The organism is Streptomyces sp. MH60, from assembly GCF_002939385.1.
In the GTDB taxonomy this organism is placed as follows: domain Bacteria; phylum Actinomycetota; class Actinomycetes; order Streptomycetales; family Streptomycetaceae; genus Streptomyces.
Genome location: NZ_MULI01000005.1, coordinates 40,814 through 58,110, shown reverse-complemented (window position 1 = coordinate 58,110; position 17,297 = coordinate 40,814). Strand labels below are relative to the sequence as shown.

General features: G+C 73.2%; 15 protein-coding genes and 1 pseudogene. 6 read left to right on the top strand and 10 right to left on the bottom strand.

What is annotated here, in order from left to right:
- Nucleotides 1-26 precede the first annotated feature (26 nt).
- The 5 genes and pseudogenes from BZZ08_RS05900 to miaA form a co-directional block, all read right to left on the bottom strand.
- A pseudogene (locus BZZ08_RS05900) lies at nucleotides 27-1,552 on the bottom strand (M1 family metallopeptidase).
- An 85-nt stretch (nucleotides 1,553-1,637) separates the two neighbouring features.
- The gene (locus tag BZZ08_RS05895) at nucleotides 1,638-3,794 is read right to left on the bottom strand and encodes a RelA/SpoT family protein (RefSeq protein ID WP_104631154.1); all 2,157 of its coding nucleotides are present in this window, start codon (nucleotides 3,792-3,794) and stop codon (nucleotides 1,638-1,640) included.
- Between the two features lie 246 nt (nucleotides 3,795-4,040).
- Nucleotides 4,041-4,934: a diaminopimelate epimerase gene (gene dapF, locus BZZ08_RS05890; protein ID WP_104631063.1), complete on the bottom strand. Its 894-nt coding sequence runs from the start codon at nucleotides 4,932-4,934 to the stop codon at nucleotides 4,041-4,043.
- Between the two features lie 70 nt (nucleotides 4,935-5,004).
- Nucleotides 5,005-5,505 carry a hypothetical protein gene (locus tag BZZ08_RS05885; protein ID WP_198601317.1) on the bottom strand — a complete coding sequence of 167 codons (501 nt, stop codon included), beginning with the start codon at nucleotides 5,503-5,505 and terminating at the stop codon, nucleotides 5,005-5,007.
- A gap of 107 nt (nucleotides 5,506-5,612) precedes the next feature.
- The gene (gene miaA / locus BZZ08_RS05880) at nucleotides 5,613-6,551 is read right to left on the bottom strand and encodes a tRNA (adenosine(37)-N6)-dimethylallyltransferase MiaA (RefSeq protein WP_104631061.1); all 939 of its coding nucleotides are present in this window, start codon (nucleotides 6,549-6,551) and stop codon (nucleotides 5,613-5,615) included.
- Nucleotides 6,552-6,733: 182 nt separating this feature from the next.
- Between miaA and BZZ08_RS05875 the strand changes: the two genes are divergently transcribed.
- Nucleotides 6,734-7,030, top strand: a complete 297-nt coding sequence (locus tag BZZ08_RS05875; protein ID WP_104631060.1) for a hypothetical protein — start codon at nucleotides 6,734-6,736, stop codon at nucleotides 7,028-7,030.
- 24 nt (nucleotides 7,031-7,054) lie between these two features.
- Nucleotides 7,055-7,348 (top strand): antitoxin, encoded by a 294-nt coding sequence (locus BZZ08_RS05870; RefSeq protein ID WP_104631059.1) that lies wholly within the window; start codon nucleotides 7,055-7,057, stop codon nucleotides 7,346-7,348.
- A 154-nt stretch (nucleotides 7,349-7,502) separates the two neighbouring features.
- Here the strand turns inward: BZZ08_RS05870 and BZZ08_RS05865 are convergent, their stop codons facing one another.
- Nucleotides 7,503-8,243, bottom strand: a complete 741-nt coding sequence (locus BZZ08_RS05865; protein ID WP_104631058.1) for a class III extradiol dioxygenase subunit B-like domain-containing protein — start codon at nucleotides 8,241-8,243, stop codon at nucleotides 7,503-7,505.
- Between the two features lie 49 nt (nucleotides 8,244-8,292).
- Nucleotides 8,293-9,810 (bottom strand): tRNA (N6-isopentenyl adenosine(37)-C2)-methylthiotransferase MiaB, encoded by a 1,518-nt coding sequence (miaB, locus tag BZZ08_RS05860; RefSeq protein WP_104631057.1) that lies wholly within the window; start codon nucleotides 9,808-9,810, stop codon nucleotides 8,293-8,295.
- A 144-nt stretch (nucleotides 9,811-9,954) separates the two neighbouring features.
- Between miaB and BZZ08_RS05855 the strand changes: the two genes are divergently transcribed.
- The gene (locus BZZ08_RS05855) at nucleotides 9,955-11,145 is read left to right on the top strand and encodes a cellulose-binding domain-containing protein (RefSeq protein WP_104631056.1); all 1,191 of its coding nucleotides are present in this window, start codon (nucleotides 9,955-9,957) and stop codon (nucleotides 11,143-11,145) included.
- A gap of 28 nt (nucleotides 11,146-11,173) precedes the next feature.
- On the opposite strand, the gene BZZ08_RS05850 is transcribed toward BZZ08_RS05855, so the two are convergent.
- Together BZZ08_RS05850 and BZZ08_RS05845 are read right to left on the bottom strand one after the other, a co-directional pair.
- The gene (locus BZZ08_RS05850; protein WP_104631055.1) at nucleotides 11,174-11,833 is read right to left on the bottom strand and encodes a response regulator; all 660 of its coding nucleotides are present in this window, start codon (nucleotides 11,831-11,833) and stop codon (nucleotides 11,174-11,176) included.
- Nucleotides 11,833-12,915, bottom strand: a complete 1,083-nt coding sequence (locus BZZ08_RS05845; protein WP_104631054.1) for a HAMP domain-containing sensor histidine kinase — start codon at nucleotides 12,913-12,915, stop codon at nucleotides 11,833-11,835. The genes BZZ08_RS05850 and BZZ08_RS05845 overlap by 1 nt, the downstream gene beginning before the upstream one ends.
- A 123-nt stretch (nucleotides 12,916-13,038) precedes the next feature.
- Here BZZ08_RS05845 and BZZ08_RS05840 point away from each other — a divergent pair, with 123 nt between their 5' ends.
- The 3 genes from BZZ08_RS05840 to BZZ08_RS05830 all read left to right on the top strand — a co-directional run bounded on the left by BZZ08_RS05840 (nucleotide 13,039) and on the right by BZZ08_RS05830 (nucleotide 15,867).
- Nucleotides 13,039-13,524, top strand: coding sequence for a cation:proton antiporter regulatory subunit (locus BZZ08_RS05840; protein WP_104631053.1), 486 nt, complete (start codon nucleotides 13,039-13,041; stop codon nucleotides 13,522-13,524).
- A 4-nt stretch (nucleotides 13,525-13,528) separates the two neighbouring features.
- Nucleotides 13,529-14,758 (top strand): cation:proton antiporter, encoded by a 1,230-nt coding sequence (locus tag BZZ08_RS05835; protein ID WP_104631052.1) that lies wholly within the window; start codon nucleotides 13,529-13,531, stop codon nucleotides 14,756-14,758.
- 113 nt (nucleotides 14,759-14,871) lie between these two features.
- Nucleotides 14,872-15,867 carry a TAXI family TRAP transporter solute-binding subunit gene (locus BZZ08_RS05830; RefSeq protein WP_104631051.1) on the top strand — a complete coding sequence of 332 codons (996 nt, stop codon included), beginning with the start codon at nucleotides 14,872-14,874 and terminating at the stop codon, nucleotides 15,865-15,867.
- On the opposite strand, the gene BZZ08_RS05825 is transcribed toward BZZ08_RS05830, so the two are convergent.
- A complete protein-coding gene (locus BZZ08_RS05825; RefSeq protein ID WP_104631050.1) occupies nucleotides 15,864-17,297 on the bottom strand; it encodes a HAMP domain-containing sensor histidine kinase in 1,434 nt (477 codons plus the stop codon). The two genes, BZZ08_RS05830 and BZZ08_RS05825, sit on opposite strands and share 4 nt — an antisense overlap.

Sequence of the window (17,297 nt, the reverse complement as noted above, 5' to 3'; positions counted from 1 at the left end):
ACGGCACGGGCCGTCTCGTCACCGGCTTATTCCCCGTGTGCCTTCCCGGAAGCCTTGGCGGGCGCCTTCCCGGCCGGAGTCTGCTTCCAGTCCGGGTGGCCGGGCATCGGCGGGGCTTCTCGCCGTACAGCCAGGCCTGGAAGAAGCCGCCCAGGTCGCGTCCGGAGCTCTCGGAGGCGAGCCGGACGAAGTCGGCGGTCGTCGCCGTGCCGTCCTGGTTGCGGGCGATCCAGGCGCGCTCCAGCCCTTCGAAGGCGGTACGGCCGATCTCCTGGCGCAGGGCGTAGAGCACGAGCGCGGCGCCGTCGTACACGTTGGAGCGGAAGATCCCGGTCTTGCTGCCGTTCTTCGGCGGCTTGGGGGCGGCGGGGGGCCCGCCCGCGGTGCGCCAGCGGTCGGAGGCCCCGTAGGCGGCCTTCATGCGCGCCGCCATGGGCTTGTCCGCGGTCTCCTCGGCGTACAGCGCCTCGTACCAGGTGGCGTGTCCCTCGTTGAGCCACAGGTCGGACCAGGTGCCGGGGCTGACGCTGTTGCCGAACCACTGGTGGGCCAGCTCGTGCACCATGATCGACTCGACGTACCACTTGGGGTAGGCGGGCTCGGTGAACAGCTCCCGTTCGAAGAGGGAGAGCGTCTGGGTCTCGAGTTCGAAGCCGGTGGTGGCGTCGGCCATGAGCAGGCCGTACGTCTCGAAGGGGTAGCGCCCGACCTTCCGCTCCATCCACGCGATCTGGTCCGGGGTCTTCTCCAGCCACGGTTCGAGCGCCGCGCGGTGCTTCGTCGGCACGACGTCCCGGACGGGCAGTCCGTGCGGCCCCGCGCGGTGCAGCACCGTGGAGCGGCCGATGGAGACCTGGGCCAGCTCGGTGGCCATGGGGTGCCCGCTCCGGTAGGTCCAGGTGGTCGAGCCGCCGGTGCGGTCCACGCCCGTCGGCAGGCCGTTCGCGACGGCCGTGAGCCCGTCGGGGGCGGTGATGTGGAACGTGAACCGTGCCTTGTCGGAGGGGTGGTCGTTGCAGGGGAACACCAGGTGGGCGACGTCCGCCTGGTTGGCCATGGCGAGGCCGTCGGCGGTGCGCACCCAGCCGCCCTGGCGGTCCTCGGGGTACACGGGGTCACTGCTGTGCCGCACGGTGATCCGCGTCCACTCGCCCTCGTCGAGCGCGTCCTCGGGCGTCACGACCAGGTCCTCACCGGCGGTGGCGAAGGCGGCGGGCTCGCCGTCGACCTCGACGGAGTCGACCTTGCCGTGGGCGAAGTCGAGGTTGAGCCGGTCCAGGTCGGCGGTGGTCCGGGCGTCGATGGTGGTGACGGCCTTCAACGGTGCGCTGTTGCTGCCGGAGTAGGTGAAGGAGAGGTCGTACGCCGTCACGTCGTAACCGGGGTTGCCCAGCTGCGGGAAGAGGCGGTCGCCGACACCCAGCGGAGTCGGCGGGGCGCTCGCGGCGACCAGGCAGACGGAGACGGCGGAGGCGAGCAGCGCCGCGGCCCTGAGCCGGCGCCGGGAACGGGTGCGGGGTCGCGGAGTCGGGGGGTGAGGGGTGTGCAGCATCCCTCACGGCTATCAGCGCGCGCCCGCCCCGCGGCGACGGCGCGCGCCCGGGACACCCGAACGGGTTCCCGCACGGCGCCGCGGTTCAGGCCCCGGCCGGCTGCGGCTGGGCCCGGCTGACGTCGTACACGCCGGCCACGTCGCGCATGGCCCGCATGAGGGCGGGCAGCCGGGCGGCGTCCGGGAGCACCACGGTGTAGCTGTGCCGGACCCGCTGGCGGTCGGGTGGCTCGACGGTCGCGGAGACGATCTCGGCGCCTTCGAGGGCCATGGCCTCGGTGAGGTCGGCCAGGAGGTGCGGGCGGCCGAACGATTCGGCGAGGAGGGTCACTCGGCATCCGGTGCTCTCGCCCCAGCGCACACCGACCTCCGCGCGCCCGGCGCCTTTCATGCGCGCCACCACGGCGCACTGGGCGCGGTGCACGGTCACCACTCCCCCGCGCACGGCGAAGCCGGTGATCTCGTCCGGCGGTACGGGGGTGCAGCAGCCCGCCAGCCGCACGGTGGCGCCCGGCGGATCGACGAGGACGTCGGCGGAGGCGGGGCGCGCGGCCGGGCGCGGGGCGCCGGGGTGGGCCTCGGGTGCGGCGGGGCCGCGGGCCGGCTCCTCGACCTCGGGCGCCGGCTCCGGGTGGGCCGCGAGCCGGCGCTGGATGGCGATCCGCGCGGTGGGGGTGTGGGCGTGCTCCAGCCAGTCCCTGGACGGCTCGGAGGCGGGGTCCTGTCCCATCAGGAGCTGCACGGTGTCGCCGTCCCGCAGCACGGTGCTCATGGTCGCCAGGCGGCCGTTGACCCGGGCGCCGATGGTCGCGTGCGCGTCCTCGCCGTACTGGGCGTAGGCGGCGTCGACGCAGGTCGCGCCCTCGGGGAGGCCGAGGGTGCCGCCGTCGGGGCGGAAGACGGTGATCTCGCGGTCCTGGGCGAGGTCCGCACGGAGGGTGGACCAGAAGGTGTCGGGGTCGGGGGCGCCGCGCTGCCAGTCGAGCAGCCGGGACAGCCAGCCGGGCCGGGTCGGGTCGGCGCGCTCGCCGTCGCCCGGGCTCTGCTCCTCGGACGGCTGGGCGTACGGGTTGCCGAGCGCGACCACACCGGCTTCGGCGACCTTGTGCATCTGGTGGGTGCGGATGAGGACTTCGACGACCTGGCCGTCCTCCGTGCGGGCGACCGCCGTGTGCAGCGACTGGTAGAGGTTGAACTTGGGGACGGCGATGAAGTCCTTGAACTCCGAGACGACGGGCGTCATACAGGTGTGGAGTTCACCGAGCACGGCGTAGCAGTCGGCGTCCTCCTGGACGAGCACCAGGAGGCGGCCGAAGTCCGCGCCGCGGAGTGTGCCGCGCTTGCGGGAGACGCGGTGCACGGAGACGAAGTGGCGCGGGCGGATGAGGACCTCGGCCTGGATGTCGGCCTCGCGCAGCACCTCGCGCACCTCGTCGGCGACCGCGGCGAGCGGGTCGTCCGCGCGGGCGGCGTTCTCCTGGACCAGCTCCCGCGTGTGCGCGTACTCCTCGGGGTGCATGACCGCGAAGACGAGGTCCTCCAGCTCGGACTTGAGCGCCTGGACGCCGAGCCGTTCGGCGAGCGGGATGAGGACGTCGCGGGTGACCTTGGCGATGCGTTCCTGCTTCTCGCGGCGCATGACGCCGAGGGTGCGCATGTTGTGCAGCCGGTCGGCGAGTTTGATCGACATCACGCGGACGTCGTTGCCGGTGGCGAGGAGCATCTTGCGGAAGGTCTCGGGTTCGGCGGCGGCGCCGTAGTCGACCTTCTCCAGCTTGGTGACGCCGTCGACGAGGTAGCGGACCTCGGCGCCGAACTCCTCGCCGACCTGGTCGAGCGTCACCTCGGTGTCCTCGACGGTGTCGTGCAGGAGCGAGGCGGTCAGGGTGGTGGTCTCCGCGCCGAGTTCGGCGAGGATCAGGGTGACGGCGAGGGGGTGGGTGATGTACGGCTCGCCGCTCTTGCGCATCTGGCCGCGGTGCGAGGACTCGGCCAGGACGTAGGCGCGGCGCAGCGGGTCGAGGTCGGCGTCGGGGTGGTGGGCGCGGTGGGCCTCGACGACGTGGCCGATGGCGTCGGGGAGGCCCCGGCTGCGGGTGGCGGAACCGAGCAGGGCGGCGCGGCCCAGCCGGCGCAGGTCGATCCGGGGGCGGGCCTTCCTGCGGGGCGCCGGCGTGACGGCACCGGTTGCCGCGGGCGGCACGGGGCCCGGGGTCGCTGGATTCACGGCCTCCGCGTTCATGGGCACCTCCGGCTGCGCGGACCGGCGGACGGGGAATCCCAGGGCGGACACGGCTCAGGGGATGCTGTCGTTCCCCCGTCCGGGCCGGTGCTTGATGCTATCGAGCCCATCACGTGCGGCCGACCGCCTCTCGCCGAGCGTGAAACGGATCACCCATTCGAGCGATGGTCCGAGGGTTTACGTTTTCGTACTGAGTGTCATGGACCGGGCTGTGGTTCACCTCGGCCATGGTCACCGGGTCCTCGTTCAGGCGCGTACCCCCTCCAGCCAGGCGGAGTCGAACTCGCCCTCCGCGACGATCACCGCGGGCCCGGTCATCTCGATCTCGCCGTCCGGACGCTCGGTGATCACCAGGGTGCCGCCGGGCACGTCGACGGTGTACGTGGCCGGGGTGCCGGTGACCGCCGGGTCGACACCGTCGCGGCGGGCGGCGGCGACGGCGACGGCACAGGCGCCGGTGCCGCAGGAGCGGGTCTCACCGGAGCCGCGCTCGTGGACGCGCATCGCGACGTGGCCGGGGCCCCGGTCGACCACGAACTCGACGTTGACCCCGTCCGGGTAGGCGCCGGCGGGCGCGTGGGACGGCGGGGTGTACAGGTCGCCGGCGTGGGCGAGGTCGGCGACGAAGGCGACCGCGTGCGGGTTGCCCATGTTCACGTTCCGCGCGGGCCAGGTGCGCTCGCCCACGCGCACCTCGACGTCCCCCTCGGGCAGCAGCGCGCGGCCCATGCCGACGGTGACGTCGCCCGCGGCGGAGCCGCCCCCGGAGGGGGACTTGGCGATGTGCACGCGCTTCACTCCCCCGCGCGTCGCGATGGCGAGGTCGCCCTCGGCGGCGTGCCCGGCACGTTGGAGGTAGCGCGCGAAGACCCGCACGCCGTTGCCGCACATCTCGGCGACCGAGCCGTCGCCGTTGCGGTAGTCCATGAACCACTCCGCCTCGGCGGCCATGCCCCGGGCCTCGGGGTGCGCCGCGGACCGCACCACGTGCAGCAGTCCGTCCCCGCCGAGCCCCGCGCGGCGGTCGCACAGGGCGGCGACGGCGGCGGGCGGCAGGTCGACGGCGTTCTCCGGGTCGGGAACGATCACGAAGTCGTTCTCGGTGCCGTGACCCTTGAGGAAGGCGATCCGCGTGCTCATTCCTCGATCGTACGGGGTGGACGCGGTACGACGACGAGGGGCGGAGGACCCCCCCGGGCGCAGGGCGCCGTCAGCCCCGCAGGCGGGCGACCCGCCACACGGCCAGGACGACTACCGCGGCGACCGCCAGGGCGTACACCAGGATCGTCCGCCAGTCGGCACGGCGTCCCGACCCGCGCTGGGGCAGGCCCGGCCAGGTGTATCCGACCCGGCGGGCGGCCATCATGCCCCAGCCGGCCGCGCAGGAGCAGATCAGCAGGCCCAGCATCGCGATCACGGCGCCGCTGTCGCCGAAGTCGAAGGCGAGCGGGAAGGCGAACATCAGGGAGCCGAGCGCGGCCAGGCACACGATGGGGGCGAGCTGCCAGATCCGCAGGCGCCGCTGGGGACGCAGTTCGACCTCGACCTCGTCCCCGTACATCTCGTCGGGCGCGGGACCGTCGGCTGCGACGCCCTCCGGCGTCTCGTCGGGGCCGTCGGGGCTCAGGGCGCCGCCGTCGGGCTCCGGTCCGCCGGGGTCGGCGGTGCCGTGCTCGGTGCTCCGTGCGGTGTCGCGAGGGCCGGCCTCCATCGCCACGCGCCCTCCCAACTAGGACTCACTCGGTCGATCGAAGCTCGATGATGGCACGCCGCCGAAGGCCCGGATGACGGCCGGGGCGTCCCGATGCCATCACGTGATCAGGCTGTAACCGGTCGTTCGACCAACGACAGGGCGAGCTGCGGAAGTTCCGTGCGATCCGCCACACCCCCACTCAGCCAATGCACCCGCGGGTCGCGCCTGAACCACGAATCCTGACGGCGCGCGAAGCGCTTGGTGGCACGGACGGTCTCGGCGCGCGCCTCGTCGAGCGTGCACTCACCGGCGAGCGCCGCGAGGACCTGCTGGTAGCCGAGCGCGCGCGACGCCGTACGCCCCTCGCGCAGCCCCCGCGCCTCCAGCGCCCGGACCTCCTCGACCAGACCGGCCTCCCACATCCGGTCGACGCGCAGGGCGATGCGCTCGTCCAGTTCGGGGCGCGCCACGTCGACGCCGATCTGCACGGTGTCGTAGACGGAGTCGTGACCGGGGAGGTTGGCCGTGAAGGGCCTGCCGGTGATCTCGATCACCTCGAGGGCGCGCACGATCCGGCGCCCGTTGCTGGGCAGGATGGCCCGCGCCGCCTCCGGGTCGGCGGCGGCCAGGCGGGCGTGCAGCGCACCGGAGCCGCGCAGTTCGAGTTCCCCCTCCAGGCGGGCCCTGATCTCGGGGTCGGTGCCGGGGAACTCCAGGTTGTCGACGGCCCCGCGGACGTAGAGACCGGAACCGCCGACCAGGACCGGCCAGCGTCCCTCACCCAACAGCGCGTCGATCCGCTCCCGCGCGAGGCGCTGGTACTCGGCGACGGACGCGGTGACCGTCACGTCCCAGATGTCCAGCAGGTGGTGCGGTACGCCACCGCGTTCCTCGGGCGTCAGCTTGGCGGTGCCGATGTCCATCCCACGGTAGAGCTGCATGGAGTCGGCGTTGACGACCTCACCGCCGAGTCGCTCGGCCAGGAAGACGCCCAGATCGGACTTTCCGGCCGCGGTGGGTCCGACTACGGCGATGACGCGGGGGGCGGGGGGTGCGCTGCTCACCGCACCAGTCTCGCAAACCTCTCACCTCGCCCTCGAACGAGTTACGTGACGGTCCGCGTCCGGGGTCGTTGCCCGTTGCGAGGTTCCCGCTCCCCGGACCACCGGGTCATGGCCCCGGCCACGCAAACGGACGCACCGGATGCCGCGGGATTTCGCCCGCACGAGTAACGTATGGAGTTGATATGGGCGTTTTTGCACGGCTTTTTCGGAGGTCGAAGAACACCGAGGAGACGTCGGGCGCGGAGACGCGGACCGGCACCCCGGACACCGAGGGCGCGGCGGAGGTGAAGGCGACCGAGGCCGTGGAGACGGGCGAGACCGTGGCGACGGCCGAGGCCGGTCCCCGGAACACGGCGGAGACCGACGAAGCCGACGGGGCCGCCGCCGAGTCCGGCGACTCGGAGAGCGTCGGCATCCCCAAGCAGCAGTCCGCCGGGGAGGCCGTCGACAACGAGGCCGACAAGGGCGCCCGCACCTGACTGCCCCGTGAGGGAAGGCGAACCATGGGTCTCCTGGACAACTTGAAGGCCAGACTCGAACCGGCGAAGGGCAAGGTCTCCGACCTCGCGCAGCAGCACGGCGACAAGATCGATCGCGGTCTCGACAAGATGGCGCGGACCGTCGACGAGCGGACCAAGGGCAAGTACAGCGACCGGATCCAGACGGGCACGAGCAAGGCCAAGGGCGCCATGGACCGCCTCGCGCACAAGGACGACAAGGGCAGGGAAGGAGACGGCGACACGCCCGGCGGAGCACCCGGCGGCCCCCCTCCGGCGGGACCGCCCCCGGCCTCCTGACCGGGCGCACACCGTCGTGGGACGGCCTCGGAGCCGGAACGGTGGATCGACTCCGGGCCGTCCGCGGACTGAACGGCAGACCGGCTCGGACCGGCTCGGGACGGTCCGGGGTGCCGGACCGGTGGCCGCCCGCGGGCGCCTTGCCGCCTGGTCGTCATGACCAGGCGGCCGCGACGTACCCGACCCCGTAGGGCGCGTCCTCGTACAGCAGGGTGCCGGCGAGGTCCGTGTCCCCGGCCGCGCCCGCGAGGACCTGCCAGGGCGCCCGGCCGGACGCCTTGAGCTCGCGGGCCAGTACGACGTCCAGCGCGGCGAGCGCGGCCGGGTCCGCCGCTCCCAGGGCGCGGCCCACCTCCGCGTCGAAGGGCGCCGCCCGCTCGTCGAGGTAGCCGGGCGCCTTCAGCGAGCGGCACGCGCTGGCGTCGCCCAGCACCAGCAGCGCCGTCCGCCCGGCCCGCGCGGCGATGTCCCGGCCGAGGGCGGCGCAGCGCTCGGCGGACAGCGCGTCCCCGACACCGATGCCGTCGACGGGGACGCCGGTCCAGTCGGTCCGCCCGAGCAGCCAGGCGCCCACGGCGAACCCGTAGGGCAGCTCGGTCCCGTCCGCGTCGCCGCTGTCGGCGCTGTCGGCGCTGTCGGCGCTGTCGGCGCCCAGATACACGTCCAGGTCCACGCCGAAGCCGCGGAAGGAGCCCCGCGCCCCCTGCGGGTAGACCTCGGGCCCGGCGGAGTCGGCGGGTCCGACGACCACCAGCCGGTCGGGCCGGGACGCGGCGAGCACGCCCAGCGCGTCCGTGCACGCGACGCGCGCGGCGTCCAGCTCGGGTGCGGCACCCGCGGCGACCTCCGGTACGAGGAGCGGCGGGCAGGGGCAGACGGCGGCGGCGACAAGCATGATCGGCAGCGTATCCCCGTACCGCCGCCCCCTGCGGCAGCCCCCGCGGTCAGTCGCAGCCGCAGCCGCTCGCCACTGCCGGCTGGGGCTCGGGGACGCCGATCTTCGGCAGGCCGAGGAGCACACCGGCCGGCTTGGCCTGCTCGGCCGTGTTGCGCTTCTCCCAGGCGTCGCCCGCGCGCGTGCGGCGCACGTCGAGCACCGCGCCCTCGGCGAGGAGGTGGTGCGGCGCGGCGTAGGTGACCTCGACCGTCACCACGTCGCCGGGGCGGACCTCCTGGTCGGGCTTGGTGAAGTGCACCAGGCGGTTGTCGGGGGCGCGGCCGGAGAGGCGGTGGGTGGCGCCGTCCTTGCGGCCCTCGCCCTCGGCGACCATCAGCTCCAGGGTGCGGCCGACCTGCTTCTTGTTCTCCTCCCAGGAGATCTCCTCCTGGAGGGCGACCAGGCGCTCGTAGCGCTCCTGGACGACCGCCTTGGGGATCTGGCCGTCCATCTCGGCGGCCGGGGTCCCGGGCCGCTTGGAGTACTGGAAGGTGAAGGCCTGGGCGAACCGGGCCTCGCGCACCACGTGCAGGGTCTGCTCGAAATCCTCCTCGGTCTCGCCCGGGAAGCCCACGATGATGTCGGTGGTGATCGCGGCGTGCGGGATGGCGGCCCGCACCTTCTCGATGATGCCGAGGTAGCGCTCCTGGCGGTAGGAGCGGCGCATCGCCTTGAGCACCGGGTCGGAGCCGGACTGGAGCGGCATGTGCAGCTGCGGCATCGCGTTCGGCGTCTCGGCCATCGCGGCGATGACGTCGTCGGTGAAGTCGCGCGGGTGCGGGGAGGTGAAGCGGACGCGCTCCAGACCGTCGATGTTCCCGCAGGCGCGCAGCAGCTTGCTGAACGCCTCGCGGTCGCCGATGTCGGAGCCGTAGGCGTTGACGTTCTGCCCGAGCAGGGTGATCTCGCTGACGCCCTCGGCGACCAGGGCCTCGACCTCGGCGAGGATGTCGCCGGGCCGGCGGTCCTTCTCCTTGCCGCGCAGCGCCGGGACGATGCAGAAGGTGCAGGTGTTGTTGCAGCCGACGGAGATGGACACCCAGGCCGCGTACGCGCTCTCGCGCCGGGTGGGCAGCGTGGACGGGAACGCCTCCAGGGACTCGGCGATCTCGACCTGCGCCTCCTCCTGCACGCGGGCGCGCTCCAGCAGCACCGGGAGCTTGCCGATGTTGTGGGTGCCGAAGACGACGTCCACCCAGGGGGCCCTCTTCACGATGGTGTCGCGGTCCTTCTGCGCCAGGCAGCCGCCGACCGCGATCTGCATGCCGGGGCGGCTCGCCTTCTTGGGGGCGAGGTGGCCGAGGTTGCCGTACAGCTTGTTGTCGGCGTTCTCCCGTACGGCGCAGGTGTTGAAGACGACGACGTCCGCGTCGCCGTCGGCGCTCTCGGGGGCTCGGACGTAGCCCGCGTCTTCCAGCAGACCGGACAATCGCTCGGAGTCGTGGACGTTCATCTGGCACCCGTAGGTGCGTACTTCGTAGGTGCGCGTGCCGCCCACTGCCTGGCTCCGGTCGATGCTGCTCATGGCAACAAGAGTAGGCGGTCACGATCGCGCCCAGTGCCGCGCACATATTGACAGTACACCGTCAGACCCGCTCTCCTGTGGTGGGAGCGCTCCCATATGCCGTGTGGCGCTCACGCATTCCCTCTCCCGCACTGGAGGCACCCTGTGCGCACCCGAGTTCTCCGATTACTGCGCCGGCCCTGGACCGCGGCGGTGGCCGCCGTGGCGCTGGTCGTGTCGGTCCTGGTGGCGATGCCCGCGAGCGGTGCGGCGGCTGCCGCCTGCCGGGTCGACTACACCGTCGACGCGTGGGCGGGCGGCTACACCGCCCGGGTGCGGGTCACCAATCTCGGCCCCGCGGTGAACGACTGGCGTCTGACCTGGACCTACACCGGCGATCAGCAGGTGACGTCGGCGTGGAACGCGGCCGTCACGCAGTCCGGCGCGTCCGTCGTCGCGGTCAACACGGACTGGAACGGCACGCTGTCCACCGGCGGCACCGCCGAGTTCGGGGTGCAGGGGACCTGGCGGTCCGCCGATCCCGCGCCGGACGACTTCGCGCTCAACGGCTCCTCCTGCGGCGACGACGGGACACCGCCCACCACCACACCGCCGACCGGCACGCCACCGCCGACCACGCCTCCCGCCACCACTCCGCCGCCCTCCGCGGAGTGCGGGGACGCCGTGATCTGCTCGGGCTTCGAGGACCAGGCCGGCCCCGAGCCGTCCGGCGACTGGCGGTTCACCGCGCCCGACTGCCAGGGCACGGGCACGGTCGCCGTCGACTCGGCGGTGTCGCACGCGGGCGGCAGGTCGCTGCGCGTGGACGGCCGGGCCGGGTACTGCAACCACGCCTTCGTCGCCCATGCCGCGGACCTGTCGTCGGTCGGGCCCGTGCTGTACGGACGCATGTGGGTCCGGCACACCACCGCACTGCCCACCTCGCACGTCACCTTCGTGTCGATGCCGGACTCGGCGCAGGGCGGCCGGGCGCTGCGCGTGGGCGGCCAGAACGGCGCGCTGCAGTGGAACCGGGAGAGCGACGACGCCACCCTGCCCGCGCAGAGCCCGGCCGGGGTCGCGCTGAGCAGGCCGCTGCCGACGGACGGCTGGCAGTGCCTGCAGTTCGCGGTCGACACCTCGGCCGGTCACCTGGACACCTGGCTCGGCGACGAGCAGGTTCCGGGCCTGCACGCCGACGGGGTGCCGACGCAGGACGTCGACCAGCAGTGGCTCGCCCGCGGCAGCGCGCCCCGGCCGACCGCGCTGCGACTGGGCTGGGAGAGCTACGCGACGGGCGACGACACCCTCTGGTTCGACGACGTGGCCGTGGGCTCCGCGCCGATCGGCTGCTGACCGCCGGTGCGGGCGCCGGGTGCGCGGCTCACGGCTCGATGAGCCCCGCGCGGATCGCGTACCGGGTGAGTTCCAGCCGGTCGCGGACGCCGAGCTTCTGCAGGAGGTTCGCGCGGTGGCGTTCGACGGTCTTGGCGCTGATGAACAGCAGCTCGCCGATCTCCTTGGAGGTGTGGCCCTCGGCGACGAGCTTGAGGATCTCCTCCTCGCGCTCGGTGATCGGCCGCTCGGGCAGGCCGCCGCCGCCCTGCACGCGGTCCAGGTAGGAGCGGACGAGGGCCCGTTCGGCGCCGGGGTAGATGAAGGGCTCGTCGCGCACCGCGGCCCGGCACGCCTCGACCAGGTCGCGGTCGGCGACGGACTTGAGGACGTATCCGCAGGCGCCCGCCTTGAGGGCCTCGAAGAAGTACTGCTCGTTGTCGTACATGGTCAGGATCAGGATGCGCAGCTCGGGCAGGCGGCGGGAGAGTTCGCGGGCCGCCTGGAGGCCGGTCATGCGGGGCATGGCGACGTCCAGGACGGCCAGGTCGACCTCGGTGGCACGCGCGGCCGCGACCGCTTCGGCACCGTCACCGGCCTCGGCGAGCACCGTCAGATCGGGTTCGCCGTCCAGGATGAGGCGGACTCCGCGGCGTACGAGGGTGTGGTCGTCGGCGAGCAGGACGCGGATCGGGGGCCGTTGGGACATCAGGGGCTGTCTCCGGTTCGGTCTGCGGAACGGTCCCCGGGCGGCGCGGGGACGCGCAGGCGTACGTCGGTGCCCCCTCCGGGGGCGGGCTGGAAGTGGATGTCGGCTCCTATCAGCAGGGCCCGCTCCCGCATCCCGCGGATGCCGGCGCCCTCGGCGGCCGTGCCGAGGCCGGTGCCGTCGTCGCGGACGAGCAGTTCGACACCGCCGCCCTCGGACGGCGGCAGTGGGCGCAGCGTGAGCGCGGCGCGGGCGGCGGAGGCGTGGCGGGCGGTGTTGGTCAGGCCCTCCTGGGCGACCCGGTAGAGCACGAGTTCGGCCTCCGGGGCGAGCGGGGGCAGGTCACCGGGGATCTGGTGCTGGACGGTCAGTCCGTGGTGGGTGAACTCGGTGGCGAGCGAGCGCAGGGCGCTGGCCAGGCCGAGTTCCTCCAGGACGCCGGGCCGCAGGCGGCGCGCGATGCGGCGGATCTCGTCGAGTCCGGCCCGAGTGGCCTCCTGGGCCAGGGTCACCTCGTCGCGCAGGTCGCCGGGGACGCGGTCGGCGACGCGTTTGAGCTGGAGGAGGACGGCGGTGAGGGTCTGGCCGACCTCGTCGTGGAGTTCGCGCGCGATGCGGTGCCGTTCGCGTTCCTGGGCCTCAAGCGCCCGGCCGGCACCGGCGGCGCGTTCGGCCTGGAGCCGGTCCAGCATCGTGTTGTACGTCGCGATCAGCTGCGCCGCCTCGGCCGGTCCGGAGACCGTGGGCCGGGTTCCGGGCACCAGCAGGTCGGCGGTGGACATGGCCCGGCCCAGCCGGTGCAGCGGGGTGAGTCCGATGCGCAGGACGACCGCGTTGCCGACCAGCAGTGCCGCGAGGCCCGCCAGCAGGACGAGGGCCTCCCCGGCCAGCACGGGGGTCGACACGGTGACCGGTCCCAGCAGCAGTGCGGTGGCGACGACCAGGCCGGCGGCGTTGAGCGAGAAGATCCGCCAGAACAGCGACACGTTCCTCTTTCCGCTCCTCCCGGCCCGCTCGCACGACACCCCCGCGGCCAGCTTCGCCGACCGCGACCGGCTGCGTATATCCGTCACGACACCCATATCGCCACCGTACGTGCGGATGGCAGCATGGCGAGGTCGCGAGCACGGCACCCACGTGCACAGACGCAGCAAAGGGCAGCGAGCGACGCGGCAGCCAGCGCAGGACGAATGAGGGGAAAGCACGTGTCAGCTCCACGCCTGAGGGCGACGCCGCTCCCGGGTATCGGGGTCCAGTACGACCTGGTGACCCGCGAACACCGCCACCTGTCGGTGGTGGCCCACCGCGACGGCGCCCGCACGGTGAACGTGTACCGGTCCGACGATCCCGATTCCTGCGCCCACTCGCTACGGCTGAGCGGCCCCGAGGCGGGCGTGCTGATCGACGCGCTGAAGCCCTCCCACCACAGCGCGAGCCTGCTCTACACCACCGATCTGGGGCTGGTCGCCGAGCGGGTCGAGGTGGCCGCCACCTCCCGCTGGAACGGACGACTGCTGGGCGACACCCGGATGCGGACCGACACGGGAGCCTCGATCGTGGCGGTGCTGCGACGGGCCGAGGCGATTCCCTCGCCGGCCCCGGACTTCCGGCTCGTGGGTGGTGACACCTTGATCGTCATCGGCACCCGTGAGGGCGTCGACGCCGCCGCGGCGATACTCGGGCAGGAGTGAGCCGGTGCACTCCGCGGTTCTGCTGATCGAGTTCGGTTCCATCATCCTGGGGCTCGGGCTCCTCGGCCGGTTCGCCGGCCGTTACCGCCTCTCCCCCATCCCGCTGTACCTGCTGGCCGGTCTGGCCTTCGGCGAGGGCGGCCTGCTCCCGCTCGGCGCGAGCGAGGAGTTCGTCGCGACCGGCGCCGAGATCGGCGTCATCCTCCTGCTGCTGATGCTGGGCCTGGAGTACACGGCGAGCGACCTGGTCACCAACCTCAAGTCCCACTATCCGGCCGGCCTCGTCGACTGCGCGCTCAACGCGGTGCCGGGCGCGGTGGCGGCGCTGCTGATGGGCTGGGGTCCGGTGGCCGCCGTGGTGCTGGCCGGCGTGACGTGGATCTCGTCGTCCGGTGTGATCGCGAAGGTCCTCGGCGACCTGGGCCGGGTCGGCAACCGCGAGACGCCGGTGATCCTCAGTGTGCTGGTCCTGGAGGACCTGGCGATGGCGGTGTACCTGCCCATCGTCACGGCCCTGGTCGCCGGTGCCGGTCTGATGACCGGGAGCATCACGCTGGCGGTCGCGCTGGCCGCGGCGGGACTGGTGCTGTTCGTGGCGGTGCGCTACGGCCGGCTCATCTCCCGTTTCGTCTCCAGCGACGATCCCGAGAAGCTGCTCCTGGTGGTGCTCGGCCTGACGATCCTCGTCGCCGGTGTCGCACAGCAGCTCCAGGTGTCGGCGGCGGTGGGCGCCTTCCTGGTGGGCATCGCGCTGTCCGGGGAGGTCGCGGAGGGCGCGCACACGCTGCTGAGCCCGCTGCGGGACCTGTTCGCGGCGGTCTTCTTCGTCTTCTTCGGCCTGCACACGGACCCGGCCAGCATTCCGCCGGTCCTGCTGCCCGCGCTGGCGCTGGCCCTGCTGACCGCCGTGACGAAGATCGCCACCGGGTACTGGGCGGCGCGGCGGGCCGGGATCTCCGTCAAGGGCCGGTGGCGGACGGGCGGCGCGCTGGTGGCGCGCGGCGAGTTCTCCATCGTCATCGCGGGCCTCGCGGTCTCGGCCGGCATCGAGCCGTCCCTGGGGCCGCTGGCCACGGCGTACGTCCTCATCCTGGTCGTCCTCGGCCCTCTCACCGCGCGCTTCACCGAGCCGCTGGCGATGCGCCTCTTCCGGCCCCGCGACAACCCCGACCGTCCCGGCCCCGCCGAGGGGGCGCCCCGGGCGGCGGAGGCGGAGGCGTCGGTCGGCGACTGACCCCGGTGCCGGCGGCGTCCGCGCGCCCGGTGCCGGGTGCCGCGCGGTGCCGTGGTGCCGCCGTGTGAGCCCGGCCCTGGTCAGTGCGGGTGCCGCCTGGCAGGATCGCCCCCATGTCCACGCTGCTCTCCCGTATCGGCAGGCGCCGGGCCGTCCGGGGCGCGGTCGCCGGTGCCGTCGTGCTCGGGCTGCTGCTGTGGTGGCTGCTGCCGCTGGGCGAGAAGCCGCCGAGCGGGACGATCACGTTCAGCACGGGCACCCGCGCGGGCGTCTACCAGAAGTACGGCGAGCTGCTGCGCGCCGAGCTGCGCAAGGACATGCCGGACCTGAACGTGCGGCTGATCACCAGCGCGGGCTCGCAGGAGAACGTCGAGCGGGTGGCGTCCGGGAAGGCCGACTTCACCATCGCCGCGGCCGACGCGGTCGAGACGTACAAACTGGCCGGCAACCCGGGTGCCGAGGGACTGCGCGGGGTCACCCGGCTCTACGACGACTACGTGCAGCTGGTCGTGCCGAGTGACTCGGACATCCAGTCGGTGGCCGACCTGCGCGGCAAGCGGGTGGCCATCGGGCTGCCCAACTCGGGGGTGCGGCTGATCGCCACCCGGCTGCTGAAGGCCGTGGGCATCGACCCCGAGACGGACATCACGCCCCGGGCGGACGGGATCGACACCGGCCCCGGACGGCTCGGCGACGAGCTGGACGCGTTCTTCTGGTCCGGCGGCGTGCCGACGGACGGCCTCAAGAAGATAGCGGAGAGCTCCGCCTTCCGGTTCGTACCGATCGGCGACGACCTGGTCACCAAGCTGCACGAGTCGGGCGGCGCGACCCGCTACTACCGCACCACCAACATGCCGGAGTCGGCCTACCCCACCGTCCAGAACGGCGCGGTGGTGCCGACGATGGCGGTGTCCAACCTGCTGATGACCCGCGCGGACGTCGATCCGCGGCTCACCGAGTGGCTGACCCGGACCGTGCTCGACAGCCGCGACGGCATCGGCGCGCACGTGCACTCCGCCCAGCTGGTGGACCTGCGCACCGCGATCTACACCGACCCGCTGGAACTGCACGAGGGCGCCCGACGCTACTACCGGTCGGTCAAACCCTAGGGCCGCGGCTGCCGCGGCTCCGTCGGTGCCGTGCCGGTCCTGGGCACGGTGACCGTGACCCGCAGTCCGTGCGGCTCGTGGTGGCCGAAGGAGATCGAGCCGTCGCCCGCCGCGAGCAGTGCCCGGCAGATGGACAGGCCCAGGCCGGAGCCCTTGATGTTCTGGTGCCGGCCGCTGCGCCAGAAACGGTCGCCCACGCGCGCGAGCTCCTCGTCGGTGAGTCCGGGACCGTTGTCGGTGACGACGACGGTGGCGGCGTCCCCCGTGGAGGACACCACGAGCCGGACGGTCTCGCCGCGCGGCGTGAACTTCACCGCGTTGTCGATGACCGCGTCCAGGGCACTCGACAGACTCACCGGGTCGGCCCAGCCCGTGGTCGGCGGGCAGTCGCCGACCAGCCGTACGCCCTTGGCCCCGGCCGTCGGCGCCCAGGCCGCCACCCGCTCGGCGGCCAGCGCGCCGATGTCGGTGACCTTCAGGTCGGCCTGGCTGTGCTCGGCCAGCGCCAGGTCGAGCAGGTCGTCCAGGACCCGGGCGAGGCGTTTGCCCTCGGTCTGGACGGAGGCGATCTCCGGGTTTCCCTCGGGCAGTTCCAGGGCGAGCAGCTCGATGCGCAGCAGGAGTGCGGCGAGCGGGTTGCGCAGCTGGTGCGAGGCGTCGGCGACGAAGGCGCGCTGCTGCTCCAGCACGTCCTCCACGTGGTCGGCCATCTCGTTGAACGACCGGGCCAGGCGTCTGAGCTCGGGCGGCCCCCCGGACGGCGCGACCCGGGACTTGAGCCGCCCGGTGGCGATGTCGTGGGTGGTGGCGTCGAGCACCCGCACCGGCCTGAGCACCCAGCCGGTCAGCCGCAGGGCGGCACCGACGGCGAGCAGCATCGCGGCGAACTCCCCGGCGCCGATGACCAGCCAGCCGCGCAGGGTCCCCGAGCGCATCGAGTCGGTCGGCGACTCGGTGACGACGACGGCGACCACGTCTCCGTCCCGGATGACCGGCGAGGCCACCACGAGCCTGCCGTCCTGCCAGGGCCACACCTGCGCGGGGTCGTGGCTGCGGCGGCTGAGCAGCGCCTCGTCGAAGGAGTCGCGGACCTCGCCGGTCTGCGGCAGGAACCACGTCGTGGGCGCGTTGGCCATCGGGATGTGGTTGCGGTAGAAGACGCCCGCCTTGATGCCGTAGACCTCGTAGTAGCTGGTCAGCTCGGTCTGCAGGGTCGCCAGCCGCTCGTCCGTGTCCGTCTGGCGTGAGCCGCCCGTCCCGTCCTCGGTGACGAACTGGGCGAGCGCGGCGAAGCGTGCCGTGTCGTCGATGCGGTCGATGACGACCTGCTGCTGCTCCGCGCGGGCGACGCTGACGCCGAGCGGGACGCCGAGCGCGAGCAGTACGGCCGCCATCAGGACGATGAGCAGCGGGAGCAGGCGTGTGCTCAC